The organism is Paenibacillus sp. FSL M7-0896, assembly GCF_037975415.1.
Taxonomy (GTDB): Bacteria; Bacillota; Bacilli; order Paenibacillales; family Paenibacillaceae; genus Paenibacillus_AQ; species Paenibacillus_AQ silagei.
Map to the genome: position 1 here is coordinate 3776178 of NZ_CP150250.1, position 20508 is coordinate 3796685.

The window sequence follows — 20508 nt, forward strand, 5'->3', positions numbered from 1 at the left end:
CTGCACCCCCTAATACTTTGTCATCATGCGTACTTCGTACTTAATGTTGTATATTTCAACCTTTTCACTGCGGGGATTGGATAGTTTGATCTGAGCGTATTGACCACGTAGGCCGTTATCACAGGTGCGGAGGCGTTTGGCGTTGTTCACAAAGTCGGTCAGGTTCTGGTTTGCAATCTGCGCCTCGCCGATACGGGACACGCCTACAATCATGATCTCCGTCTTAATCGCCCCTGTAACCTGATACCTGGACCGGTACGTGTTGACTTCTACGTCTATGGTGGACGTTCCGTATAGCTGCCGGGCCTCGATCAGCAGGATATCCCAGAAGTGGTCAAACCCTGTGAGCTTCGGCGTCATCAGTTTGGAATGCCAGTACCAGTTGATCGGTGTTCCGGATGTTTTGGCAGCATCGTTCCAATCATCGGTGAGCTCATCATCAAATATCTTCAGGTGCCCGTCTTCAGCAGCGAAATATAGGTAATCTTCATCATTGAGAAATGCTTGTGCCTTGATGTTGTCCACCGGATACCACTGGCTGGTGTTGGCGTCAAAGACAAGTCCGTGATAAACTCCCGCCTTTTTGTATATGAGCCAGTACCGCTGGTCGTAGAAATACGATGATGCCGCATGCCACTCTGCCTTGGTCAACCCTAGCGCCTTGAAATCAATCTGATTTTTTGTGACACTCCGGGTAGAGTAACGGGCTGATGTATCAAGAGACAAGGTGTCAATGGTATACACTGCGTGTACGCCCTTGTCGCTCTGGTAGAATACCTCTTCTCGCCCATCTGGATAAACGACCAGTTGAACGCTGCGAGGGTTTACGCAGCCGTCTGAGGTGTCTACGAAGTCCTGCGACCAATCGTCTGCGGTTGGTGTTGCGCTGTAGCCATCACCAAACCGTACGCCGATGTTATACCTCATGAATACCAGCAGTGCGCCTGCATAGGTCACGCAGGTCTGAATATAGTCATTTTGCCGGACGAACCGTTGAAAGTCCGTCTGCCGGAAGTAGTCGAAGAATCCCACCTTGCTGTTGAATAGGGTGTCGCTGTTGGCCTCCCAGATTACCAACCGGTTGTTGTGGACCAATACGCCGATAGGGTTGCGGGCTGCTAAGACGTTAGCTGGTGCATCTGTAGGCGTTGTATCATCGGGTGCCGGAGTGACGTTCTTGACCTCTGTGCCGTTGTAGTATTTCAGTGCGGTTCCGTCCGCGATCATCAGTACCTCTTGCGCTGTGGCATCGCGAAACTGTGCCCAGTCAAACGCGGCACTATTCAGCGCGGCTGTCATGGTCTGTGCGGTCCATGCACCGGCATTGTATTTGTAAAGAGTGTTCCCGCTGCCTGCAAGGATGGTGTTGTTCCCAGCTTTGCGTAGGTTGGCTAGGGTGGGTATAGATCCTATGGCAGTAGTTGTTAAGGGCACGCTGCCTGCTCTTTTGGCTAACCCGCCGATTTTTCCCGGTAGGTTATTAAGCATGCGTGGCGATTCTGACATTTCAATTTCGCTGAAGGTCTTCGCCGTGTTGAGCCCACCGAATGCCGGTATCTCCAGTTCAACCGTGGGGCTTCCGGATATGTCCAAACGTCCCATCAGTATCCCCTCGCTCTCGCTGTGGCGTTGCGGATCTTCTTGCGTTCCAGTTCGTAAAGGCGTTCGTATTCCTGCGCTTGACCCATTTGGTTATTGTTCCGTAGTGCTTTGCCGATCGCGTAGAAGATTAATGCCTTCTCGCCCACCGTTGGAACCTCCGGGAAACTCTCCAGTCCTACCGTGGTGTACGGTATGTACGCTGGATACCGGATGTACAACCCTTGAAATGATTGGGCTGAGGTGTACCGGTACAGGTCAACGACCTTATTCCCACCGATGTCCAAGATAAAATATCCCTCCGGCCACCAATACAGGTCTGAACCATAATCGGGGCGCTCTCGCACAGGACATCCAAACTGATCATACAGCTCAGCAAAGCCGTAAAAGTCCGAAGGAAGGACGATCTGCCGGGTTGATCCATCATAGGTGAGTGATAACGGGACCCTTAGCTGCAGATCATCGACCAGATCCCCCAGGGCATCGTTGAAAAAGTCCACCCAGGCGTCATCCCGGTCAATCCCGCTGTTGTTATACCCGTTCTCTGCCTTGCCTCGTGCAATCAATTGACTCACTGTGCTGCGCCCCATATGGCTACACCCCTTTTGCTATCAGCATTACTTTTGTTCCATTCACTGCTTGCACAGCAGGTATCAGGGCTGTGATGAGTGACGTTGAAATCAGTTTATCCACCTTAACTGTCACCGTCTTACGGTCAGCCGATGTTGTTGTCTTACACTCCATAATGTCTGTTCCGCTGATCTCAACAGACGCCACGACACGAACCCATGAGGTGAATAGGGCGGCACCTGCGGATGTACGATCGTTCGTTAGGTAAAACGTAGCAATCCCTCCAGTGGTCAGAGCCTCACCTACATACTCCTGAAGCACCGCCTTGGTGCCGTCTGATAAGTGACTTTCCAGTTGCGGGTTAGTGACATTCGTCGTGTTGTTATTAGTCACATTTGGATTACGAAGCATTGATTATCCCCTCCGTTACAAGCGCTTTAATTGTGCCTGTCCCGGTGTAAATGGCGTAGATCGCGCCTGTCCAGTTGTTGCCTTGCATCAGGCTGCAATCCCAGTATCCGCCGCGTGCTGTGATGGGATACCCCTTATCCGCTACTGCAGTTGCACCAAGCGAGATAAAGAGCGCCTTACCATCTGTGATTGGATCAGCCACAGCTACAGCGCAGAACACACGGGCCGGATTAGCCGGAGCAATCAGGACGGATGTGCCTCCGACATCAACCGGAGCCCTATGGGTGGCCGAATCCAGCGTTGCCATGGTCATACCGCCAATGTTTACGTTCCAGTCTGTAAAGTTGGGCCGCCGGTTACTCTCCATCCTTCTTATCCTTCTTCAGATCAGCAAATGCGGTGCCGCGGTTGTTGTCCTCCAAAGGGTCTTGCGGTGTGCGGCTGGCCCGGGATTGCTTGGATTCTACCTTTTCATAGCTGATTCCAGCTTCCGGGTAGCTTTCTTTCCATACCTCTGCAATGCCTCTCTTGACTTGTACCGTATTTTTACCGCTCAGATCATATTCCACGCTATCCCACACCGGGTATACTTCCTTCTTGGCTGAGACCTTTACCAGTTCGGCTAGGCGCTGCTGGTCGTTCTCCAATCGGCGCTGCTCGTCACGGTATTCATCTGATTCATATACTCTGGATACTTCGCTCATGGTTGTAGCCTCCTGTAAATTAAAATAAGGGCCGCCCCTCCCATTACAGAGTTGCGGCCCGAGTTCCTTGCGGATTGTTCGGATTAAGCCAGGGCTGCAGATGCCCTTTGAGTTGTACCATCATAGACATACAGTTTGAAGTCTGTCGTGTTGTACCAAATACGATTAACGCCTGCCACATTGGTAGGGTTGGCAGACAAGAATTCCACTGTCAACTCTTGACCGACTGTGGATGCTACGCCACTGGTGTTAGCAAAGGCTGTCTGTTTCCATGTTGCTTGAATATCTGGCATGTGATTGCCCTCCTTAAGCTGTGATGCCGCGCAGCACAGAGTGCTTACGTGGTGCAGTATTGATCAACTCGCCTGCCCAGAAGATCTGACCGACTTTAGCGTCCATGTTGGCCGGCTTAACCATTTCCGATGGGGTGAAGTCTCGGCCCGGTTTAACCCAGAACTGAAGGAAATTAGAGTTGATGAAGTACATTGTGCCGGTTGGGCAGTACTCATCGAACACCACCGGGATACCTTGGAAGGACACCTGAGTAAATCCAAGGTTAGCGAACGTCTCGCCAATCTTGCCGAGTGGCTGCTGAATGGTCGTCTTGCCGTCCACCATGTTCGCGAAGATTTCCCACGTAGCCGGGTCAGTAACGATGAAGTCAGGCATCTTGTCCATGCCGCCCTTACCACCGCCTAGGGATGCACGGGTAATCGCTGTACGCATCTTAGCGGTAGTCAGCGAGCCGGTTGTGTTATTGGCGTAGGATCTCCAGAAGGTATTGGTTGACCGGTCAATAGCTCCGTATGTGCCTACAACCGTACCATCATCCACTGCCGCTTGAAGGCCGAGGATGTTCTTCCCACCGTTACCTGCGCCAGTACCGAACAAGTCCTGGTTAAACTTGTCCAACAGGTCATCACGGGCATCGTCCGTGGCAATAGCAAGTTGTTTGAAGATAGCATTTTCGCCCTTGTCGCCCAGTTGCTCATACCCGGAAATGATCATGTTCCCGTAGTATTGCTTCATGCCGAACGTGGCCGGCTGGCGGGTCTTTTGCGGCGTAATGTCCAGTGTGTCATACCCTCGGTAAGAACCGTTCGATGTACTGCGGGAGGTCTTAAGGTGCGGCTGAATGACATCACCGCCCATGTCCCATGTCTTCTTCTTGCGCATCAGCATGTACATGAGTGGAGACGACTTACTGATTTGGTCGTACATCTGGCGCGGAATCTCCGCCAACCAGGACGCTGTGATTTGATCTGCATATGTTGCCATTTTGTTATCCTCCTGTCATATGTTGAGCCATTTCCTCAAAGGATGAGTAGAGTGGCTTCGCTTGTTTTCCCGGCTTCTGGCCGTGTTTGTTTGGCTGTGGTGGCAGGCGGTTCTCCCGCTGCTTCTGCGTCACTTCCGCCTCGATCTGACGGCGGCTTTTCTTGCCTTTCTCCTGCGTCTGGGCCAGCTTCTTCTCGGCTAGGTCGCCCTTAGCGATGCGCTTGAGCATGTCCGGGCTGATGCCCTGCTCCTTGGCCTGCTGCCGCAGTTCAGCTTCATGCTCTGGTGTCAGCAGGTCTCCGTATTCGCCCCGCAGTTCGCCGATGGTTTTGTCCATGGTGGTGCTGAACTCCAGTTCGCCGTACTTGGATTTGTAATCATCGAGCTGCTTGCTAAGCGAGGATACTTCGGCCTGATAACCGTTGATCCACTTGGAATATTCAGCGTCTTGCATCACAGACTCGAAGTCAGCAAAGCCCGATTGCTGGAACTGCTGAATCGCGGTGTTGATTTGAGTCCACAAGTAGGGGTTGCTCGTTGCGAAATTCAGCCAGTCTTGCATGGGTTTCACCTGTTCAAGCTGTGAATCCACCTCTTTGCGCTGGGTGGCAAGCTCTTGCGTCTTCTTGGTGTAGTCACTTTGCCGCATGTAGCCGGATTTTAGTTCCGATAGCTTCAAGGCTTGGCGTCCCTCGCCCATGTCCACTTCGGTGTCGTCTCCGAATGCGGGATCTTCTTGCTCAGATTCCTCAGCGTGCGCTTCTTCTGCGCCTTCTTCCGTTGGTGTTTCGTCTGCCGGTTCGTCCGCCGTGTCTGTCTCCACATCCGAGCCCGTGTCGGGTTGTTCTTCATCTGTGGCCGCAATCCCGGAAAAGTCCCAGCCTTCAATTACGTTGTCTTCAGCCATTGCATTGATCTCCTCTCGAGTCCCGTCAGGGTTGTTCGATGCCTGTTTAACTGCATGAAAAAGGCCGCTGGATTCTCACCAACGGCCTGCGTTATTGTGCTTGTGATCCTAATCCGGCTACCAATTGAAGCAACTGCTCGTCACTGGCACCGGCTAACTCGGGTACTGCCTCTCGTATCTTATCCAGCCCTGCGGCGATGTCAGGACGATTTGCCTTCTCTTTGCCCTCGATCTGCTGCATCTTGGCTTGATTGTTCTGCTGGTTCATGGCTTGCTGATGCTGCTGATTCTGTGCGTCCTGTTGTGCCTTGAACTCCATTTCCACCTGCTTCTGCTGCGCTTGGGCTTGTTGTTCAGCCTGCTGTTGCGCTGCCTGAGCCGCGGCGGCTTGTTTGGCTGCCTGTTGCATACGTTGGATAACCTCCTCTGCTTCGGGCCAGTCATAGGCTTCCAGGAGCGCCTGCTGGTCAATGGCTTGCATCGTGTACAGGTCTTTTGCTTCCTCCCTACGAGCCATCCGGGATTGTGGCAAGGATGATCCCGCCTCTACCTCGACAGTCAGTTGTATGATGCGGTACGCCTTCTTTACCTCGTCTTTCGTGGTGGTCTCAGGATCGCCATCATCATCCGGTGTGCCTTGCGTCCATTCGTTGGGGTTGGCATATAAGAAGAACTCTTTGGTGTTCATTACCGGTTGACCTTGCTCGTCCACACCCTCTTGTATTGGCTTGACGTCATACGGCGAGGTTGGTTCCTCCGGCCCCTCCGGCATCATCATTTGATCCTGCTGCATTGGCGGCTGCTCGGGTATTTGATACTTCCTGTAGTCGCCTTTTACCCGGTACGCTTTGGCGGTGTTGAGATACTGCATGGCGTTGATGATGGTCAGTTGCGAGAGTTCTTTAACAAACTTCTCGAAGTTGTCTACCTTGGTCTTGATGCGGGTGTAAGCTGCCTCTTGCTTCAGCGCCACCTCTTTACCACTGGTAGCATCGCCCATACCGCGCATGGTGTCGTTGGTGCCCGTGGTCTTGTCCAGCATGGCATCAAGTTCAGCACGTAGGTTAAACGCTCCTGCAGCTACGGCCGGCACAGTCAGCAGGTCATATATGGCGTTAAGTGGCACCATGTCCGGGTTGTTAACACCAATCGGCGCGCCATCTCTAGACTTGTTCTGCAGATCCCGTGGGTCCTTGATGTTGCCAAAGGTGGTGTTATACACGCTTGGCGGGTCGTTCTGGCGCCGCACATTGCGGATGATCTCGGACATGAGCACATTCTTTTCCCAGTTCAACTGCTCGAACTGCTCAGCAATCGGTATCCCAATGGAAGACAGGATGTCCTCAGTAGGGTTGTACAGCCGATACGGTAGATCCTCGTGCCAGAAGGGATTATCCAGGTCTTCGAGCATCACATCATCAGCCCAGTAGCTTACGCGCCATTTGTCGTCATCGTCCCGGTACCAGTAGTGGATGAAGGCCACGCTGTTCGCTCGCTTCTCGTTCTCATCCAGTTCTGCCAGCCCGTCAAATACCGCTGAAGGCGCGGTGAACTTATTCGGACCGTCCGGAACAACGAAGCTACGAATGCTGCTGAATAGCTCCTTAAACCACGTCTTGGAACGGCTGTCTCCGCTGTTGATGCTTCCGTCCTCTTTGCGGTCGCGGATAGACTTCAGGATGTCCTTCTTTTTGTCCGGGTACATGCTGATGACCTTGGTCCGGCGCATAGGCTCGGTATAAAAAAAGAAGCTGCTGTCCTTAAGCTCCGTCACTGCGGGGTCAAGGTAGCACCATCTGATGTTGATCTCTTTAAGTATGAGTTGACCAGTGCCATTGTTGGCCTTGTCATCATACCCGGCGTACGCTGCAGCTGATCGGTAGATCTCAGCCATACGTGCGATGCGTTGGGCGTTGTAATCCCAATTGTTGACGTCATACGTGTTGTCGAGGATGAAGGTCATCCCCTCGGCGTGCTTGACGTAGTCGGGGAATTCTGATTTGACTCGGCTCCGTGTGCGGCTGTTGGTCAGTATGGGAACAACTGTTTCTACATAGTCATATAGGTCAGACACTCGGAACGGAACAGATGTGTCACTCCAGCGGTTGCGGTACATGTCATAGTTCTTGTCCATCTGCTTGTGTATCGGGTCCATGAACTTCTTGCTGGTGTCCAGGTCCGTCAAGAATCGCTTACGCAGCTTCTGGTTATCGTCTTCCTGGATACGTTCCATCACTGCTCACCTCCTAACTGTCTTAATGCGATTAGCTGCGCGACCCGGTTGTAAACGTCAGCTAGGCTGAAGTGGTCAGCCCCATCGTTGACCCACATTGGACGTACATTTCCCTGCCGGTCCAGCTTCAGGTCCTTGTTCTTCTGGCGATCTTCTGCCGTCTCGCCGTTGCCACCAACCTTGCGCTGTGCTCTCCAGTGCTTGCATAGGCTCTCCGTGCTGCCCTGCATGCTGGATAAGCTCGGCTCCATGCCGTCAATGTAGATCTTGCGGTTAGTGGTGATGTACTGGTCCACAAGGTTGTCAAAGGCTCTGGTTCGGTGTACATTGACGATGCGCGTCCTATAGTCCGTCTCAAATAGATGCTTGCGTTCATCCGCATAGTCAAATACACACCGGTACACCTTGCCCGGGAAAGCCTCTACCAACTCGATAGCCCATGCCGGCCGGGGAGCATTGTCGATCACCATCACGCCGATATTGTTCATACGCATGTAATTGTGCATGGCCTCTTTGCTGCTGAGCATGACGATCTCATTGATCCCTATCTCTGTACCCTTCACACAGTAGAACTTCGGATTGTCATCTGTGCCCCCTTGGTCTACGCCCACCACATTGAGCTTGCCCGGTGTGACCTTCGGTACATATCCGGTCTCGTCATATTGAACATTTTTGATGATGTTGGACGGGTCCAGGGTGTTGCTGTTGCTGGCATACGGCCTGCCCAGGTCGAAGTTAGCGAAGACATCCGGCAACATGAGCTTTTCGTCACGAATGAGTTCTGCTGCAGATATCCACGGGGCCATCATTTGGCTGATCCAATAGCCGCTAATCTCGTCCGGGTTGTCTCTCCACTTTGGTACCCATTCCTTGTCCGCCGCCCGTCTATCTAGCACCTCATTACAGCCGCCACAGACGTACTCACGGCGTTCTTTATCCACGTAGTGAGTATTGCCACCGTCAAAGCTCTCCGGCTCGTAGGTGATGTATGAGGCATGCCCACAGCGCGGGCACCAGTAGATGTAATGCTTCTGGTCGCTGAGCTGCCATGTGTAGTCCACGCCGAACAACGGGAATGAGGGGTTACTGAACTCCCACTCTGCACCGTAGCTGCTGGCCTTGATACGGGACTTGTACTGGTTGAGCACCGGCTGATTGCTTCGGTCAAACTCGTCCTTGATGAGGATGTCTGCCGTCTGCATGATCGCCGCCGATGTCCCGAATGTCCCCTTGAAAAAGGTAAAGCCCACGTTAGAACCGTCCAAGGTGCGGAACGATTTCACATGCAGGCTGTCGTCAATCATATTGTCTTTGATGCTGCTGTTGTTGCTTAAGATGAGGTTAGTTTTGGCCTTGTTGAACTCTTGCACATCCGAGTCCGTAGGCAGCGTGTAGATGATGTTGTGGCCAAACTTGATGTTATGGAAAGCTGCTTTGAATATGCTCATGGTGCTGAATCCGACCTGGGAGCATTTCAGTACAGCGAGTAGCCGGGATTGATCTTGCAGCGGTGCGATCATGAAGGACCGATCGGCGAATTCCATCTGGACGCCGTTCTCGTTCCGGTATTCATTGTCGACGATCCAGTCATAAGCGTTGTTGGCCTCTACGGTCTTCGCTGAGGCTCTGCGCTTGTTCAGCACCATTTGTATCAACTTGCGTTCGAATGGGTCTGTATACTGCTGGAGGTCAATGCTCATTTGAGTTCCTCCATCAGTTCGTCTATTTCCTCTTTACTCATGTTCAGCCCAGTAAGCAGCGCGATGAGTTTCTTGACACGTTCTTCGCTGTCCGGCTTGTCACGCCATAGCTTCGGCTGCCGGTTTTTCAGCCAGAATATAGCTGAGGTTGGGTCTGGAGCATAATACTTCGTCACATCCAGAGTATCGGTGATTTGTCCTTGATAGGAGGCTGTGATCGTCTCCACATGTTGGTATCCGATAGCTCTTTGGTACAGTTTTTCAGCCACATTAGAATCCGCAATGAACTTTCCACTCTTTAGGGCCTCGCAAAATTCTTCATTACTGAGCTTCCATCGGTTAATTGTTGCCTCATCCACCTCGAAGAAGTTTGCCAGCTCTTTGTCTGTCGCGCCAAGCAAGCACAGTTTATATGCCTGCTGTGCAAACTCTTCTTTATATTTGCTTGGGCGCGCCATTATGTTCACCCCTTCGGTATTGGCATCTGTTCCAGCAACCTTGTGATACTCGCTTTATACTCTTCCCGTTCCTTCGCCCTGCGGGCTCTCCGGCGTTTCCATACACTGAACTGATATGAAGTCACTGTTTCCACCTCATTCCCACGTTTTTACGATATAACACCCGCATTTATGGAGACTCATACAGAAGTAGTCTGCGCATTTGCGTCATATCTCGCCGAAGATTGCTGAGATGATAGACATGTTTGTCCTGTTACTGCCCCACTCAATGGCGATCTAACGCTTGTTGTTGCATCCAATGGCTTTAATTGCAAGGGTTTAAGCTGCTGATACTTCATAATTTCTTCTGGAGTGCCTTCAATTGTTCCGTCTCGATGCAGTTTCATGCGACAACCTCCCAATCCTCTGCTAAGCAGTCATTGATTGATGGCACCCATGTGCTCACTGTCCCATTTACATTCTTGATGGCGAGATAAGCGTTGTAGGCTGCAGTGTCACCGATTGACTTGGCCGCTTCCGTTTGTGCCGGGTATTCACCAGGAGGAACATAGTAAATGAACATCCCTTTGCCGTTCCATCCCTTACGGGCTACCTTATACCCATCCTTCAAAGTCTTCCAATGCTGATCCAAAGTTCATGTTCAACATCCTCTCGCACATTTTGGACAACAAAAAAGCGAGTAGCCTAAGCCCTCGCCCTGTATCCCCACGATACAATCTTATCACATTTAATTGTGTGCAATCGGTCTATATCCGGTCATTAATCGGTCATGATGCGGACACTTTTTCTTCTACCGGATCAATCAACACTTCCAGCCGCAGCGCATACGCCAGGATGTACATCGCCCGGGCCTTCACCCTCCGGTATTTCCGTTCACCCAGGTGCATGTCGTCGCACACATTATAGTCGTATACTTCTCTTTCCCGCAAATATCTTCTTTCGATGAGCTCCCGTTCCGTCTTAGTGAGTCTGTACAGCGCCTTATCCAGCAGCTGCGCCTTCCGTTCCAATTCCTCTTCCTTACTCACGTTGTAGAGCGCTACGTCCTCTGCTGACTTGCTGACGGTGTATGTGTTGCCGTGATAGCGCGGTTCACAATTGGCTGTTGTTGCAGCCTCTCTGCGGATGAAGCCTACCTGCCGGTAGATGAACATCGTTTCCAAGTACTCTTCCACTTGCCGGCGGGTTTCGGTGCTGTCCATTGCCGGCAGGTCAAAAGTTAATTGCTGTGCGTGTTTACTCATGTCGTTATCCCCTCACCTTTTTGGTATAATGTTGGTGAGGATCTCAGCCCCCGCGCCCTGCCACGGATTAGGGGGTTTTGTTATGCCTGTTTGTCGTACCATCGCGGCCGCCACGCCTCTGCTGCCAACTCTGCTGGTTTGCTGTGCTTGTACTGCCCAGGGCGATGCATTGCCACTTTGCCATACTTATTGACTTTAACGGGCTTGTAATTGCGTGATGTGCTGTCTTTGGTGCTGTAAACTTGCCCATCCTGTGATACAAAGTATCCGGGCCATCCGGTGACCTGTTTAAGTGGAGGGATCATCGGGGATTACCTCCAGTTTGTCTAAACGGTAATAGGCCTTTACGGGTTGACCAATCTCCGTTTTCTCAAAATACACTTGAGCCTTTTGCCCCATCGCCAACATGACTACGCCTGGACCTCGATTTTTAAAATCCTTATGCCGCACCTTGTCTCCTCTTTGAAGTGTTGGCTGTACTGGTGGTGTGGGGTCACATTTACCAGACTCAATATCTTCTAAGATACTCCAAAGTAAATTCTTCTCTAATTTGCTGTCAGTTGCCTCGATCAAGTACCCTAGCAATCCGATTAGTTTGTCCCCGTCGATCGCCTTAGCCATTGTCTGTCTCCTCCTTGACCTCTTTTCTATTGTTCCAAGCCTCTGCCGCTTCTTCTCGACTTTCGTATAAATAAGCTCCTAATTCCGCCCCATCTACCTCATAAACAGCAATTGGGCAGTTTTCATTTTCTTCGTGAGCATGTGAAATTCGGAATGATAGTCCAGACCATGGGTCAAGTTCATACTCTTCATCCCGTCTGTTTCCTTCTGCGTCACTAACCGTGATTCTTGCTACCCCGCCGCAAAATGGGCAAGGTTTAAGTTGATTGTCGTTAGGCATTGTCTGTTTCCTCCCCTACCAATATTTTGCGATGAATAAACCAACAAGGGCTCCGGCCAGTACGATACTCGGAATGATTAACTGCCTGCCGTTTTTCTTAAACTCTGCTTTGAAATTTTTCCAGAACATATGGGTTGTTCCTTTCTTTATGGGGAGCCAGATGGGATAAATTCTATCCGGCCGCCGGCTCCGCCTGTGCTTATTCGGTCTGACTCGATGGCCTTCGGCCTATGAGTTACGCTATTCGGTTATCCATTTTATTTCTATATTCAACGTGCTAAGTGCCTCTCTGATTCCTTTTAACTTGCCATCAAAAAATTCTGCTTCCTGTGAACTTGTTGCTGTTTTCAGTCTCTGTTCATAGTGCTGTACCAGCATGATCAGTCTTTCCTCTGGCGTTTCATCAACTTCATATCCGATGTAAAAGGCACGTACTAGGCTGTCAAATGACAATTTCCTAAGCGGCAACAACTTTCCTGACCATTGATTCGGATCAAAGACCTGCTGTTTAAGTGTGTATTCAACACTGGATCTTCCTTCATCCAACAGTGATTGTACAATTGCTGCCTCTTCCTTCGTCAATTTCACTTTATCGCTCATATCCTCTTCTCCCCCTCAATTATGAAAGTTTCACAAGCCTACCAGTGCTGTCAGTGACCGTATCTATTTCTCCGTATCCTCTTTCCTTAGCTTCTGCTGCTTTCTGCCGCAAATTATGCTCATCTAGCGGTTCGTACCACTCGGACATAAAAACTGCCTTACCGCCTGAATAAAACGTATGAACAATTACTTTTCTAGCCATGCCTCTTCTCCCCCTTATACCTCTAGTAGTTCTGGACTATCGTAAATGTTTCCGATGACTTCCAAATTGCTACACGTATATCTTGTCGGAACGTCTTCGTGCCACAGTGGAAACTCCGCGTTTATTAAAAGCGTCTCGCCTCTTACAATCTTGTATCCCCACTGGTGATGATCTGACCATACTATCAATGCGGTGAACCGTTCATTCTGAACCAGATCCCCTGCGTATATCTCCCGGCCGTTCTTGTCCTGGAGTCCAGTGTATTGCATCAACTCCACATAAGGAGATTCAATGCACACCCGCAGCCAATGCTTGTTCAAGAAGTCGTAGCTCATTTCTTTGGTTTCTGTGTCCCACGCCCGGAACTTAATCTCTCTCACGTGTATCCTCTCCCTTTGGGGTCTATGCCCCCTAAAATGCTCTTCGCAACCAAACTATTAAATTTCGCTGTTTTTGCAACCAGAGGTGTGTCTCTGCCCCCTTATAAGTTAAGCCCTATACGGCCTCCGCTACGCTAAGTAGTGCGGTCGAATCGGAGGCCTGACGGCCGTTATAAGCCCAGTACGGCTAATAGTGCTGCTTTACAGCGCTGTTCAGGTGTGGCATGCACCATATCAAATCCTTTATTACCGACAATCAATTGCAGTTCAGTCATGTAATATCCGGTGTACATCGGTGCGCCGTTCGCCAATTCCTTGATTCTTTCTTCCACCTTCCATGCTACATCAATGTATTTTGAAGGTTGCCACTCGCTGGTATAGTAAACATTCTCGTACTTTTTGTTATCAACAATATAAAATTCATCAAACGATTGCGGATCATCAGCCCGATAGTACCTTCTCGTTTCATAACCCATTACATACTTGGATACCCATTGATCTAATTGAATTCCTGGCGGCTCATTCAGTATCTCTTCCCTTGTGAGTGTCATTGGGCAGTCTCCTGTTCAACAATCGGTTTTAGGTGCTTATCTGGGTCCGGAACTCTCTTCGACCACGGTCCGCAATCAATGTCTGCCCAACTTCTGTCTTTCGCAATACGAATGATTTTCCCGACTCCGCCAGTTTGAAATTCAATTAAGTCACCTTTACTAAATGTCATTGGTTATCCTCCGATTTCCACGGAATATTTTTAGACTTTTTAGTGAATCCAGAAAGAGTGCAGTCATAACAACGTTTGTTCTTCGTTCCCTTAAGTGGCTTTGTTCGTCCGCATGCGCTACATTTCCCAATTCTGAATATGAACACGGCCTACACCTCTTCCTCAGGAGTCCATTCTTCCAGATCGACAACCTGCATTTTCCCGTTAGGATTGCATTTCAGGCACGGAACAAGTATGTTTGTCCCCTCAACCCGCAAATATTTCTTGTCCCCGCACTTCTCGCACTCTGGTGTCATTGGTTATCTCCTTCCTCAACCAACTGCAGCGTTGGCTCTCCAGGTTCTATTTCACCTTCGATCTTGAATTGCACCTTACCAGATGGGCTGATGACAAAGCCATTACAACCAGGAGCGTCACAGTGAACACCATATTTTTTAGCAGACCATCTGCCAATGTTATGTTCTTTTTCACATGTGAAGCATTTAGCTATCAGTTTCATCATGACTGCCCTCCTTGGGTGCTGGGGTATCTGGGTATAGGGTGCGATAGGCCGCTGTAATCCGGCTCACATGCTCGTTATCCGACCCGTTGTACATTACCAGACATCCTAATGTGTCGTTCAACAGGGCCTGTAGTTGTTTCTCCCGGTCCTCAACCATTCCCGCGTATTTCAACACACCCTCGTAGGATAATTTGTATACTTTAGCTTCTTTCAGCCAGTACTCAAGCGCGATATCTAGTGGCTCAGGCAGTTGTGGAGTTTGTTCTTGCCAAATCGGTTGATTACATAAAGTTCGAGCGTGTTTCATCCACTCGATGCGCTCCATATCCTTTTGCCAGTCCCTCGGTGTCATTGGGCTTCCTCCCCTACCTTTACCGGCGTGAATTCATCAATATCTTCTTTCCAATCGAATAGTTCATCTTCTACTTGCTCCGGCCGCAAATCTCGTTCAATTCTTGCCAGTATGACTCTTTCGGATAAAGCAGGATCAAATTCACCATTATCTGAGACATAATCTTTTGCGCGCTGCACAGCCTCTTCGTATTCTTCAAGGGACTTTTCGTAGTTCAGCACACAAATCAGTCCATCCTCGCTGTCATAAACCATCCACATTCCATCTTTATTCATCGTTATATCCTCCCTTAGTGGGAGAGGAGGGCTGTATACCCTCTCTGTCCCGATCTGTTTCGGCCCCCGGCTAAAGCCTGGGTTTATTCCGCCGGATGGTGGCCTACGGCCTGTTGCAAAACTTCTCGCACAATAAACTCATTCACTCTATCCAGTTCCGTTTTCTCTATGACAACAAGGTCAAACATATCAGCGGCGTGGAATTGGATAATTTCATTCGTGAATTCTTTGACCATTTCAGCGAATTCTTCAGGTCCGACATATGAACTCTCCCAATATTCTTGTTCCGCCCAATCTGTCACATCTTCCGTTCTAATCGTGAACTGTTTGACCTTGCTAGTTTTAACCTGTGGTAACCTCTGTTCACAGCATGTGCAATGCGATCTTTTTGTAATGTAATCAACGATGATTTTGTTCATTCTGCACCCCTTGTAGCGTGATATATGCCGCCTCTGCCCTCTCTCGGTGGCAAATTGGCGCTTCTTTATAGCGGATTGGTGCGAAATCACAAGTGGTTTCATCGCCTGTCAAACAGCCTATTAAGGCGCTGCATCGATTCCAATGTTGGCATGATCCGCATGTTTTCCCTTCCGGCAGAATGTTGTCTGGTTCAGGCATTGGTGGAGCAACCTGTCTACTTCCGATAGTTCTGACCTTCACCTTGCGAACGAAATCTCCAAAGGTCACATCTGGAAGGCAATCGCTGTATTCGAGAAAATAGTTGTACTTGGCTGCACCGGCAGTTTCGGCATCTCGCGTCTCACTCAGAAGTTTCCCGAAGAATTCAGCAGGGATCAGCAACTCGAAGGTTTTGATTGTCTGTACCTGTGTCATGGCTGTGTCTCCCCACCCTTCAACGTTTCGTACATTCCGGTTAGCACATGATCAAAGTCCGACTCCATGTCTGCTGTTTCGTAGATTTGGATTGCCCGGGCTATGGTCTGTTGGGCCTCTGCTAACTCAAACTTGTATTCGTCCCGTTCTACAGATAGGGGATACACGCTGTCTCTGCTGGCTTGGAGCTTAACTTCCAGACGGTTGTTCTGTTGTTGGGTCTCTTCTAGAGCAGCCAAAAGGTCAGCGATGGCATAAGGTGCGTTTGCAACGAATCTGCCACTGTATGGTGAGTCTGGTCTTGCATACTCTTCCTCCATCATGTTTTTTATTGCCTTCAACCGTTCTGGTGTCATCTATACCTCTCCTTCGTTGTTATAGGATGTACAAAGGGCTTTACGGGCGATCTTCCCGCCATCCAACATTATTTGCGTTGGGATCACATTTCTATATTCGTCCATCTCCCATGCGTGGTTTTCCCTGTTTGCGTAGAACGCTAGGGCTTTGTCCTTTTCTTCTAGGAGAGAGAGGAGGTATTCGATGTTCTCAACTGCTCCGTGGTATCTGAATCCTGTCTTTTTGCACATTGCTGTGTATTCGCGTATCTCTGTTAGTTTATTCATGGGAACCCCCGATACGGCCCCCGGCTTGCGCCTGAGCGGATTCGTCCGACTCGATGGCCTTCGGCCGGATCTTGATACAATCGCTCTCTCTGACACGTAACACCTTCGTTTCGTCAATTCCACAGTGGATGATATTCAGCACCTTCTCTACTGTACTGTGTGGAGTTTCTTCAGCCTGAAACCAATCCGGCGTGTCTCTCCATACGTTTGATTGGAACGACCCTACAACCTTGTATATGTGCAATTCACGGCTCATTCCATGCGGATACTTCACATAGTCACCAAAATCAATTTCGTTTGATCTTCCCCATCCAGTAAACTCACTCATTCCCTTCACCCTCTCACCTTCTGTGTGCCCCGTAGAGCGCTGATTATGGTTGACCCTAACTCGTGCCTGACCTTGCGGTTATAACGTCTGTGTGGGGCTTGTATTAGCTGTGCGCATTGATTATTCGCGTTCGATCTCCCTTACTTCTATGAATGAGCAATTTTTAGGATTTATCATAATTGTTATTCCTTGAGTCGTTTCATCCGCAAAATACCCAACATCGCTAACCTCACTATCGAATTTTTCCATGAACTCAGCTTTGGAATAATCGAATTCGTAATCATTTGCGCACATCGGATTATTAACCGTCACTATCGTTACCTTCATCCCTGTTTCCTCCCTTGTTATGCTGCCTCAGAGCAGTAACAGCACCAGCAGCTTGATTGCCTCCCACGCCACCCACAGCAGCGCTACAGCTGTTGCAATGTCCGTGCCAACCTGCGGAAGCGTCTTGTCTTGCTCCACCCGTGCCGTGCCTACAATTCGTCCGTTATCGTCTCGCAGTTTGATTGATGTTTGCATGTCGCTTCATCCCCTATCGTGAGTTGTTCAGCGGTAAATCCGCAGCAGCACCGGTGTACGTCCGGCTCCGTTTCTATCATGTCGCTCCCGCAGTCTGGGCAAATCAACGTCATACTTTCTCAAACTCTATTTCGATGCGCGGATTCTCTTTATCCACTTGATAGTCCATGATCCACGGCAGTGCATATTTGTCGTCCTCGTAGATGTAGGCGGCTTCTAAGGCGTCTAGCAGGGCCTTTAAAGTGTTGTGTGTGTCGCGCCTCTTCTTGTCCGGGAAGTAATACCAGATGCGTACTACGACTTTTCCCGTTGCCATGGACCATTGATTTTGCTTTCGCCATAGCACTGATTTCATAATGGTTTCTTCCACCCATATGTGGGCCTGAGCTGTTAACACTCGGCAGCGCCTTCCTTTGAGCATCACGTTTCGGTACATGTGGTTTACGCTGGGTGCTGTTCCGGTTAGTATTAGCCGTTCTGCTTGTGTTCCCATCACGCCCACCGCCGGACGTCCCGGACCTTGCCGCTGTACCGGTTGATGACCACTAGACGGTCTGTCGTGTCCCGTTCGATGAGCCAGTTATCCGGAATTAAGCCGGCCTTCTTCAACTCGGTCATTTGCTTGCGGGTGGGTCGCTTACCGTTCTTCATGCTCGTTTCCTCCTCATTTTGACCAGCGTCTATTGTCAATGTCCGGGTGAGGCGTCGGTTGTTCTTGATAAAACTCGCGATTAACGAACTTATTAAAATTCTTCAGGAACACCAGTTCCACCGTTCCGACCGGACCGTTCCGCTGCTTTGCGATTATAATTTCGATGATGTTCTTTCTCTCTGTCTGCTGATCGTAGTAGTCATCGCGGTACAGGAAGGACACGATATCTGCGTCTTGCTCTATGGCTCCGGACTCCCGAAGGTCTGACATCATCGGACGTTTATCCTGGCGCTGCTCTACCCCGCGGCTAAGCTGCGATAAGGCGATGATTGGTATATCCAGTTCCCGGGCCAGTTGTTTGAGCGTCCGGGATATCTCGGATACTTCCTGCTGCCGGTTTGATCCAGCCTTGCCACTGCCGGAGATCAGCTGCAGATAGTCGATGATGATCAATCCAAGACCATGTTGCCGTTTCAACCGCCGGCACTTCGATGCAATCTGCAAAACTGTGGTTCCCGGGCTATCGTCGAAGAATATTTTTCGCTCCGCCAGCGCTGCAATGCCTAGAGTGAGCTTCCCCCAGTCATCATCTGTCTGGAAATCTCCGTTCCGCATGATGGTGGCATCCAGGTTCACTTCAGCACAGATCATACGCTGCACCAACTGTGGAGCTGACATCTCAAGGCTGATGATGCCTACCGTCTCATCGGTGATTCCTGCCACATTCTGACCGACATTCAGAGCAAATGCTGTCTTCCCGACAGATGGCCGGGCGGCTACGATGATCAGGTCTTGCTTTCTGAGCCCCCCCAGCATGCGGTCAAGGTCGGTAAATCCGGTAGGTAGTCCGTTGGACACTCCGTTTTTTTTGTTGAACGCCCGGTTCTCAGCTTCCTGGAACGTCTCCATTGCAACATCCTTGATCGGCTGAAACCCTTGCTGTGTAATCGTCTGGTCCGTGATCAGTGACGCGGTCTCCTGCACCTTAGCTGCAACTTGATTCACATCGTCACTGCTGTAGGCCAGCATCTTGAGCTCATCCGATTGCTGGATCGCCTGCCGCAGCGTGTGCTTTTGCTTGAGCAGCGTGATATAGTGCCCGATGGTGGCCGGGGTGTCGATGTGACGGGCGATTTTGGTAAGGTAGCTGACCCCGCCGATCTCTTCCAGCTGCTTACTGTGGTTGAGTTTGGCTGCCAGCGAAGCAAGTTCTATCGGCTCTCCAGCCTGCTGCAGTGTGATCATTGCGCTGAATATCGCCCGGTGACGAGGATCGTAAAAGGCATCCGGGTTGATGGTGGAGGCTGCGTTGGCTGCGTCTCCGGTCTTGTCGATCAGCAGCGATCCGATGATCGTTACTTCGGCCTCAAGGCTATTCGGCAGTTCTTGGTGTGATGCCCAGTCTTGCATACAGTGCCTCCTTCTGCCCCGCCGGCGGGAGCTTGATGTTTTTCTCTGCCTGTTCTCGCTGGGCCAGTAGCTCGGCGGTCTGCTCTTTCAGGCGGATGTGGTCTTGTTCTTCCCCCCAGGTTCCCCGGATCTCTGCGATCTTCGGCGCCCGCTTGGGGTTGGTTTTGATGTGCTGAACCACGTTGGACTGAGCAATTTCGTAAGGGATGTCATCCAGGTATCTCAGCAATCGTGCGATTTCCCGGTCACTGGTATCCACCCATTCGTATTCCTTGCGTATCTCCTGCAGCAGCATAATTACTTCCGCTTCGTTCACGTTTCTTAGCCTCCTCTAGGCGTTTTTCTAAGTCATCAAGGTCTCGCTGCCGGCGGCTCACGTTCGAGTCCCGGGCCGGGTATATGCGGCTGGTGCCAGCCTTGGCAGCCTCAAACTGTTCGTCAAGCGCCTCGGCAGCCATCAGCGTCTTGGCCCCGGATGCAGCGTAGTCGTTTAAAATCTTGGTGATAAGGCCGAATTTGTACCCCGTTCCGTTTAGCGCTGCCCTTTCGATGGCCCGTATGATCACCGATTCCTCGAAATGATCATCGTCGAGGTATTTTCCCAGGTGATCGTTTTGAAAAGGTGTAAGTGACCTCTTCCAGACTCGTTCATGGGCTTTGGCAAATGTCTCCTCGCGGATAGTAGCAGCAGTAGCAGTAGATTTAAAATCTTTAAAGTCTTTAAAATCTTTATATAAGGGATCGCTTACCGCAGGGTTTACCGCACCTTTTACCGCATAGCTTACCGCACAATTTACCGCAGGGTTTACCGCAATATTTGCGGTAAGACTTAACATGCGATACTTTCCTGCCTGCTGCTTCCCCATGTCCTTGTATTCAATCCTGCATTTTTGAATTAAGATGTTCCTGTGCTTCTTCAAGGTGTTTTCGGAAATGCCAACCTTCGCCTGTAACAGGGGATTTCGCACGGCAAACCACTCTGGATATCCGCTCTTATTTGCTAACACCATAAGGTGCATCCACAAAGTTTGTGCTGATGGTTCCAACGGATTTGTTTCTAGCCAAATCGTGAATGATTGCATTTCCTCTATGAAGTCCATAA

The 20508-nt window shown here is 50.3% G+C and carries 36 protein-coding genes; all 36 read right to left on the reverse strand.

The features are described from left to right. Positions 1-9: 9 nt before the first annotated feature. Positions 10-1602, reverse strand: a complete 1593-nt coding sequence (locus tag MKY12_RS15975; RefSeq protein ID WP_339314601.1) for a hypothetical protein — start codon at positions 1600-1602, stop codon at positions 10-12. Next, positions 1602-2189: a hypothetical protein gene (locus MKY12_RS15980; RefSeq protein ID WP_339314603.1), complete on the reverse strand. Its 588-nt coding sequence runs from the start codon at positions 2187-2189 to the stop codon at positions 1602-1604. Before MKY12_RS15980 ends, MKY12_RS15975 begins: the two co-directional genes overlap by 1 nt. A gap of 4 nt (positions 2190-2193) precedes the next feature. After that, positions 2194-2580, reverse strand: a complete 387-nt coding sequence (locus tag MKY12_RS15985) for a hypothetical protein (protein WP_339314605.1) — start codon at positions 2578-2580, stop codon at positions 2194-2196. Beyond that, on the reverse strand, positions 2570-2947 hold the full coding sequence (locus tag MKY12_RS15990; protein WP_339314607.1) for a hypothetical protein: 378 nt from the start codon (positions 2945-2947) through the stop codon (positions 2570-2572). The genes MKY12_RS15985 and MKY12_RS15990 overlap by 11 nt, the downstream gene beginning before the upstream one ends. Continuing rightward, positions 2937-3284 (reverse strand): hypothetical protein, encoded by a 348-nt coding sequence (locus MKY12_RS15995; protein ID WP_339314609.1) that lies wholly within the window; start codon positions 3282-3284, stop codon positions 2937-2939. The genes MKY12_RS15990 and MKY12_RS15995 overlap by 11 nt, the downstream gene beginning before the upstream one ends. A gap of 83 nt (positions 3285-3367) precedes the next feature. Further along, the gene (locus MKY12_RS16000; protein WP_339314611.1) at positions 3368-3577 is read right to left on the reverse strand and encodes a hypothetical protein; all 210 of its coding nucleotides are present in this window, start codon (positions 3575-3577) and stop codon (positions 3368-3370) included. A 13-nt stretch (positions 3578-3590) separates the two neighbouring features. Further along, on the reverse strand, positions 3591-4562 hold the full coding sequence (locus MKY12_RS16005; RefSeq protein WP_339314613.1) for a phage major capsid protein: 972 nt from the start codon (positions 4560-4562) through the stop codon (positions 3591-3593). 4 nt (positions 4563-4566) lie between these two features. Next, entirely contained in the window at positions 4567-5469 is a 903-nt protein-coding gene (locus MKY12_RS16010) for a hypothetical protein (RefSeq protein WP_339314615.1), read from the reverse strand. A 91-nt stretch (positions 5470-5560) separates the two neighbouring features. Further along, positions 5561-7702 (reverse strand): hypothetical protein, encoded by a 2142-nt coding sequence (locus MKY12_RS16015; protein ID WP_339314617.1) that lies wholly within the window; start codon positions 7700-7702, stop codon positions 5561-5563. Beyond that, positions 7702-9402 (reverse strand): phage terminase large subunit family protein, encoded by a 1701-nt coding sequence (locus MKY12_RS16020; protein ID WP_339314619.1) that lies wholly within the window; start codon positions 9400-9402, stop codon positions 7702-7704. The genes MKY12_RS16015 and MKY12_RS16020 overlap by 1 nt, the downstream gene beginning before the upstream one ends. Further along, positions 9399-9860 (reverse strand): hypothetical protein, encoded by a 462-nt coding sequence (locus MKY12_RS16025; protein WP_339314621.1) that lies wholly within the window; start codon positions 9858-9860, stop codon positions 9399-9401. Before MKY12_RS16025 ends, MKY12_RS16020 begins: the two co-directional genes overlap by 4 nt. A 179-nt stretch (positions 9861-10039) precedes the next feature. Next, complete coding sequence (locus MKY12_RS16030) at positions 10040-10246, reverse strand: hypothetical protein (RefSeq protein ID WP_339314623.1); 207 nt, start codon at positions 10244-10246, stop codon at positions 10040-10042. Continuing rightward, complete coding sequence (locus tag MKY12_RS16035) at positions 10243-10491, reverse strand: DUF2829 domain-containing protein (RefSeq protein WP_339314625.1); 249 nt, start codon at positions 10489-10491, stop codon at positions 10243-10245. The genes MKY12_RS16030 and MKY12_RS16035 overlap by 4 nt, the downstream gene beginning before the upstream one ends. Positions 10492-10627: 136 nt before the next feature. Then, positions 10628-11104, reverse strand: a complete 477-nt coding sequence (locus MKY12_RS16040) for an ArpU family phage packaging/lysis transcriptional regulator (protein WP_339314627.1) — start codon at positions 11102-11104, stop codon at positions 10628-10630. A gap of 288 nt (positions 11105-11392) precedes the next feature. After that, complete coding sequence (locus tag MKY12_RS16045; RefSeq protein ID WP_339314629.1) at positions 11393-11725, reverse strand: hypothetical protein; 333 nt, start codon at positions 11723-11725, stop codon at positions 11393-11395. After that, on the reverse strand, positions 11718-12005 hold the full coding sequence (locus MKY12_RS16050; RefSeq protein WP_339314631.1) for a hypothetical protein: 288 nt from the start codon (positions 12003-12005) through the stop codon (positions 11718-11720). The genes MKY12_RS16045 and MKY12_RS16050 overlap by 8 nt, the downstream gene beginning before the upstream one ends. Before the next feature lie 240 nt (positions 12006-12245). Beyond that, the gene (locus tag MKY12_RS16055) at positions 12246-12605 is read right to left on the reverse strand and encodes a hypothetical protein (protein ID WP_339314633.1); all 360 of its coding nucleotides are present in this window, start codon (positions 12603-12605) and stop codon (positions 12246-12248) included. A 19-nt stretch (positions 12606-12624) separates the two neighbouring features. Next, positions 12625-12807 (reverse strand): hypothetical protein, encoded by a 183-nt coding sequence (locus MKY12_RS16060; RefSeq protein ID WP_339314635.1) that lies wholly within the window; start codon positions 12805-12807, stop codon positions 12625-12627. A 14-nt stretch (positions 12808-12821) separates the two neighbouring features. After that, the gene (locus MKY12_RS16065; protein WP_339314637.1) at positions 12822-13187 is read right to left on the reverse strand and encodes a YopX family protein; all 366 of its coding nucleotides are present in this window, start codon (positions 13185-13187) and stop codon (positions 12822-12824) included. 170 nt (positions 13188-13357) lie between these two features. Next, complete coding sequence (locus MKY12_RS16070; protein ID WP_339314639.1) at positions 13358-13738, reverse strand: hypothetical protein; 381 nt, start codon at positions 13736-13738, stop codon at positions 13358-13360. Continuing rightward, a complete protein-coding gene (locus tag MKY12_RS16075) occupies positions 13735-13908 on the reverse strand; it encodes a hypothetical protein (protein ID WP_339314641.1) in 174 nt (57 codons plus the stop codon). The genes MKY12_RS16070 and MKY12_RS16075 overlap by 4 nt, the downstream gene beginning before the upstream one ends. 292 nt (positions 13909-14200) lie before the next feature. After that, positions 14201-14410 carry a hypothetical protein gene (locus MKY12_RS16080; protein WP_339314643.1) on the reverse strand — a complete coding sequence of 70 codons (210 nt, stop codon included), beginning with the start codon at positions 14408-14410 and terminating at the stop codon, positions 14201-14203. Beyond that, positions 14391-14762 carry a hypothetical protein gene (locus MKY12_RS16085; RefSeq protein ID WP_339314645.1) on the reverse strand — a complete coding sequence of 124 codons (372 nt, stop codon included), beginning with the start codon at positions 14760-14762 and terminating at the stop codon, positions 14391-14393. The genes MKY12_RS16080 and MKY12_RS16085 overlap by 20 nt, the downstream gene beginning before the upstream one ends. After that, entirely contained in the window at positions 14759-15037 is a 279-nt protein-coding gene (locus MKY12_RS16090) for a hypothetical protein (protein WP_339314647.1), read from the reverse strand. The genes MKY12_RS16085 and MKY12_RS16090 overlap by 4 nt, the downstream gene beginning before the upstream one ends. A gap of 83 nt (positions 15038-15120) precedes the next feature. Further along, positions 15121-15456, reverse strand: a complete 336-nt coding sequence (locus tag MKY12_RS16095; RefSeq protein WP_339314649.1) for a hypothetical protein — start codon at positions 15454-15456, stop codon at positions 15121-15123. Continuing rightward, a complete protein-coding gene (locus tag MKY12_RS16100) occupies positions 15437-15871 on the reverse strand; it encodes a hypothetical protein (RefSeq protein WP_339314651.1) in 435 nt (144 codons plus the stop codon). Before MKY12_RS16100 ends, MKY12_RS16095 begins: the two co-directional genes overlap by 20 nt. Further along, complete coding sequence (locus MKY12_RS16105; RefSeq protein WP_339314653.1) at positions 15868-16227, reverse strand: hypothetical protein; 360 nt, start codon at positions 16225-16227, stop codon at positions 15868-15870. The genes MKY12_RS16100 and MKY12_RS16105 overlap by 4 nt, the downstream gene beginning before the upstream one ends. After that, positions 16228-16494: a hypothetical protein gene (locus tag MKY12_RS16110; RefSeq protein WP_339314655.1), complete on the reverse strand. Its 267-nt coding sequence runs from the start codon at positions 16492-16494 to the stop codon at positions 16228-16230. Further along, entirely contained in the window at positions 16487-16750 is a 264-nt protein-coding gene (locus tag MKY12_RS16115; protein WP_339314657.1) for a hypothetical protein, read from the reverse strand. Before MKY12_RS16115 ends, MKY12_RS16110 begins: the two co-directional genes overlap by 8 nt. Positions 16751-16942: 192 nt before the next feature. Beyond that, on the reverse strand, positions 16943-17149 hold the full coding sequence (locus MKY12_RS16120; RefSeq protein ID WP_339314659.1) for a hypothetical protein: 207 nt from the start codon (positions 17147-17149) through the stop codon (positions 16943-16945). Positions 17150-17176: 27 nt separating this feature from the next. After that, a complete protein-coding gene (locus tag MKY12_RS16125) occupies positions 17177-17344 on the reverse strand; it encodes a hypothetical protein (protein ID WP_339314661.1) in 168 nt (55 codons plus the stop codon). Positions 17345-17453: 109 nt separating this feature from the next. Continuing rightward, the gene (locus MKY12_RS16130) at positions 17454-17837 is read right to left on the reverse strand and encodes a RusA family crossover junction endodeoxyribonuclease (RefSeq protein ID WP_339314663.1); all 384 of its coding nucleotides are present in this window, start codon (positions 17835-17837) and stop codon (positions 17454-17456) included. Next, the gene (locus MKY12_RS16135; protein WP_339314665.1) at positions 17837-17962 is read right to left on the reverse strand and encodes a hypothetical protein; all 126 of its coding nucleotides are present in this window, start codon (positions 17960-17962) and stop codon (positions 17837-17839) included. The genes MKY12_RS16130 and MKY12_RS16135 overlap by 1 nt, the downstream gene beginning before the upstream one ends. A 46-nt stretch (positions 17963-18008) precedes the next feature. Further along, a complete protein-coding gene (gene dnaB, locus MKY12_RS16140; RefSeq protein ID WP_339314667.1) occupies positions 18009-19406 on the reverse strand; it encodes a replicative DNA helicase in 1398 nt (465 codons plus the stop codon). After that, positions 19369-19722, reverse strand: coding sequence for a hypothetical protein (locus MKY12_RS16145; protein ID WP_339314669.1), 354 nt, complete (start codon positions 19720-19722; stop codon positions 19369-19371). Before MKY12_RS16145 ends, dnaB begins: the two co-directional genes overlap by 38 nt. After that, positions 19652-20506: a DnaD domain protein gene (locus MKY12_RS16150; protein WP_339314671.1), complete on the reverse strand. Its 855-nt coding sequence runs from the start codon at positions 20504-20506 to the stop codon at positions 19652-19654. The genes MKY12_RS16145 and MKY12_RS16150 overlap by 71 nt, the downstream gene beginning before the upstream one ends. Between the last annotated feature and the right edge of the window lie 2 nt (positions 20507-20508).

What these genes read in the sequence shown, in the direction of transcription:
- MKY12_RS16130 (WP_339314663.1), bottom strand. Translation starts at nt 17,837, where the DNA reads ATGGGAACACAAGCAGAACGGCTAATACTAACCGGAACAGCACCCAGC.
- MKY12_RS15975 (WP_339314601.1), bottom strand. Translation starts at nt 1,602, where the DNA reads ATGGGACGTTTGGACATATCCGGAAGCCCCACGGTTGAACTGGAGATA.
- MKY12_RS16000 (WP_339314611.1), bottom strand. Translation starts at nt 3,577, where the DNA reads ATGCCAGATATTCAAGCAACATGGAAACAGACAGCCTTTGCTAACACC.
- dnaB (WP_339314667.1), bottom strand. Translation starts at nt 19,406, where the DNA reads ATGCAAGACTGGGCATCACACCAAGAACTGCCGAATAGCCTTGAGGCC.
- MKY12_RS16095 (WP_339314649.1), bottom strand. Translation starts at nt 15,456, where the DNA reads ATGAACAAAATCATCGTTGATTACATTACAAAAAGATCGCATTGCACA.
- MKY12_RS16135 (WP_339314665.1), bottom strand. Translation starts at nt 17,962, where the DNA reads ATGACCGAGTTGAAGAAGGCCGGCTTAATTCCGGATAACTGGCTCATC.
- MKY12_RS16005 (WP_339314613.1), bottom strand. Translation starts at nt 4,562, where the DNA reads ATGGCAACATATGCAGATCAAATCACAGCGTCCTGGTTGGCGGAGATT.
- MKY12_RS16105 (WP_339314653.1), bottom strand. Translation starts at nt 16,227, where the DNA reads ATGACACCAGAACGGTTGAAGGCAATAAAAAACATGATGGAGGAAGAG.
- MKY12_RS16040 (WP_339314627.1), bottom strand. Translation starts at nt 11,104, where the DNA reads ATGAGTAAACACGCACAGCAATTAACTTTTGACCTGCCGGCAATGGAC.
- MKY12_RS16120 (WP_339314659.1), bottom strand. Translation starts at nt 17,149, where the DNA reads ATGAAGGTAACGATAGTGACGGTTAATAATCCGATGTGCGCAAATGAT.
- MKY12_RS15995 (WP_339314609.1), bottom strand. Translation starts at nt 3,284, where the DNA reads ATGAGCGAAGTATCCAGAGTATATGAATCAGATGAATACCGTGACGAG.
- MKY12_RS15980 (WP_339314603.1), bottom strand. Translation starts at nt 2,189, where the DNA reads ATGGGGCGCAGCACAGTGAGTCAATTGATTGCACGAGGCAAGGCAGAG.
- MKY12_RS16080 (WP_339314643.1), bottom strand. Translation starts at nt 14,410, where the DNA reads ATGATGAAACTGATAGCTAAATGCTTCACATGTGAAAAAGAACATAAC.
- MKY12_RS16030 (WP_339314623.1), bottom strand. Translation starts at nt 10,246, where the DNA reads ATGAAACTGCATCGAGACGGAACAATTGAAGGCACTCCAGAAGAAATT.
- MKY12_RS15985 (WP_339314605.1), bottom strand. Translation starts at nt 2,580, where the DNA reads ATGCTTCGTAATCCAAATGTGACTAATAACAACACGACGAATGTCACT.
- MKY12_RS16050 (WP_339314631.1), bottom strand. Translation starts at nt 12,005, where the DNA reads ATGCCTAACGACAATCAACTTAAACCTTGCCCATTTTGCGGCGGGGTA.
- MKY12_RS16075 (WP_339314641.1), bottom strand. Translation starts at nt 13,908, where the DNA reads ATGACATTTAGTAAAGGTGACTTAATTGAATTTCAAACTGGCGGAGTC.
- MKY12_RS16020 (WP_339314619.1), bottom strand. Translation starts at nt 9,402, where the DNA reads ATGAGCATTGACCTCCAGCAGTATACAGACCCATTCGAACGCAAGTTG.
- MKY12_RS16010 (WP_339314615.1), bottom strand. Translation starts at nt 5,469, where the DNA reads ATGGCTGAAGACAACGTAATTGAAGGCTGGGACTTTTCCGGGATTGCG.
- MKY12_RS16100 (WP_339314651.1), bottom strand. Translation starts at nt 15,871, where the DNA reads ATGACACAGGTACAGACAATCAAAACCTTCGAGTTGCTGATCCCTGCT.
- MKY12_RS16015 (WP_339314617.1), bottom strand. Translation starts at nt 7,702, where the DNA reads ATGGAACGTATCCAGGAAGACGATAACCAGAAGCTGCGTAAGCGATTC.
- MKY12_RS16090 (WP_339314647.1), bottom strand. Translation starts at nt 15,037, where the DNA reads ATGAATAAAGATGGAATGTGGATGGTTTATGACAGCGAGGATGGACTG.
- MKY12_RS16055 (WP_339314633.1), bottom strand. Translation starts at nt 12,605, where the DNA reads ATGAGCGATAAAGTGAAATTGACGAAGGAAGAGGCAGCAATTGTACAA.
- MKY12_RS16110 (WP_339314655.1), bottom strand. Translation starts at nt 16,494, where the DNA reads ATGAATAAACTAACAGAGATACGCGAATACACAGCAATGTGCAAAAAG.
- MKY12_RS16115 (WP_339314657.1), bottom strand. Translation starts at nt 16,750, where the DNA reads ATGAGCCGTGAATTGCACATATACAAGGTTGTAGGGTCGTTCCAATCA.
- MKY12_RS16045 (WP_339314629.1), bottom strand. Translation starts at nt 11,725, where the DNA reads ATGGCTAAGGCGATCGACGGGGACAAACTAATCGGATTGCTAGGGTAC.
- MKY12_RS16125 (WP_339314661.1), bottom strand. Translation starts at nt 17,344, where the DNA reads ATGCAAACATCAATCAAACTGCGAGACGATAACGGACGAATTGTAGGC.
- MKY12_RS16070 (WP_339314639.1), bottom strand. Translation starts at nt 13,738, where the DNA reads ATGACACTCACAAGGGAAGAGATACTGAATGAGCCGCCAGGAATTCAA.
- MKY12_RS16060 (WP_339314635.1), bottom strand. Translation starts at nt 12,807, where the DNA reads ATGGCTAGAAAAGTAATTGTTCATACGTTTTATTCAGGCGGTAAGGCA.
- MKY12_RS16150 (WP_339314671.1), bottom strand. Translation starts at nt 20,506, where the DNA reads ATGGACTTCATAGAGGAAATGCAATCATTCACGATTTGGCTAGAAACA.
- MKY12_RS16085 (WP_339314645.1), bottom strand. Translation starts at nt 14,762, where the DNA reads ATGACACCGAGGGACTGGCAAAAGGATATGGAGCGCATCGAGTGGATG.
- MKY12_RS15990 (WP_339314607.1), bottom strand. Translation starts at nt 2,947, where the DNA reads ATGGAGAGTAACCGGCGGCCCAACTTTACAGACTGGAACGTAAACATT.
- MKY12_RS16025 (WP_339314621.1), bottom strand. Translation starts at nt 9,860, where the DNA reads ATGGCGCGCCCAAGCAAATATAAAGAAGAGTTTGCACAGCAGGCATAT.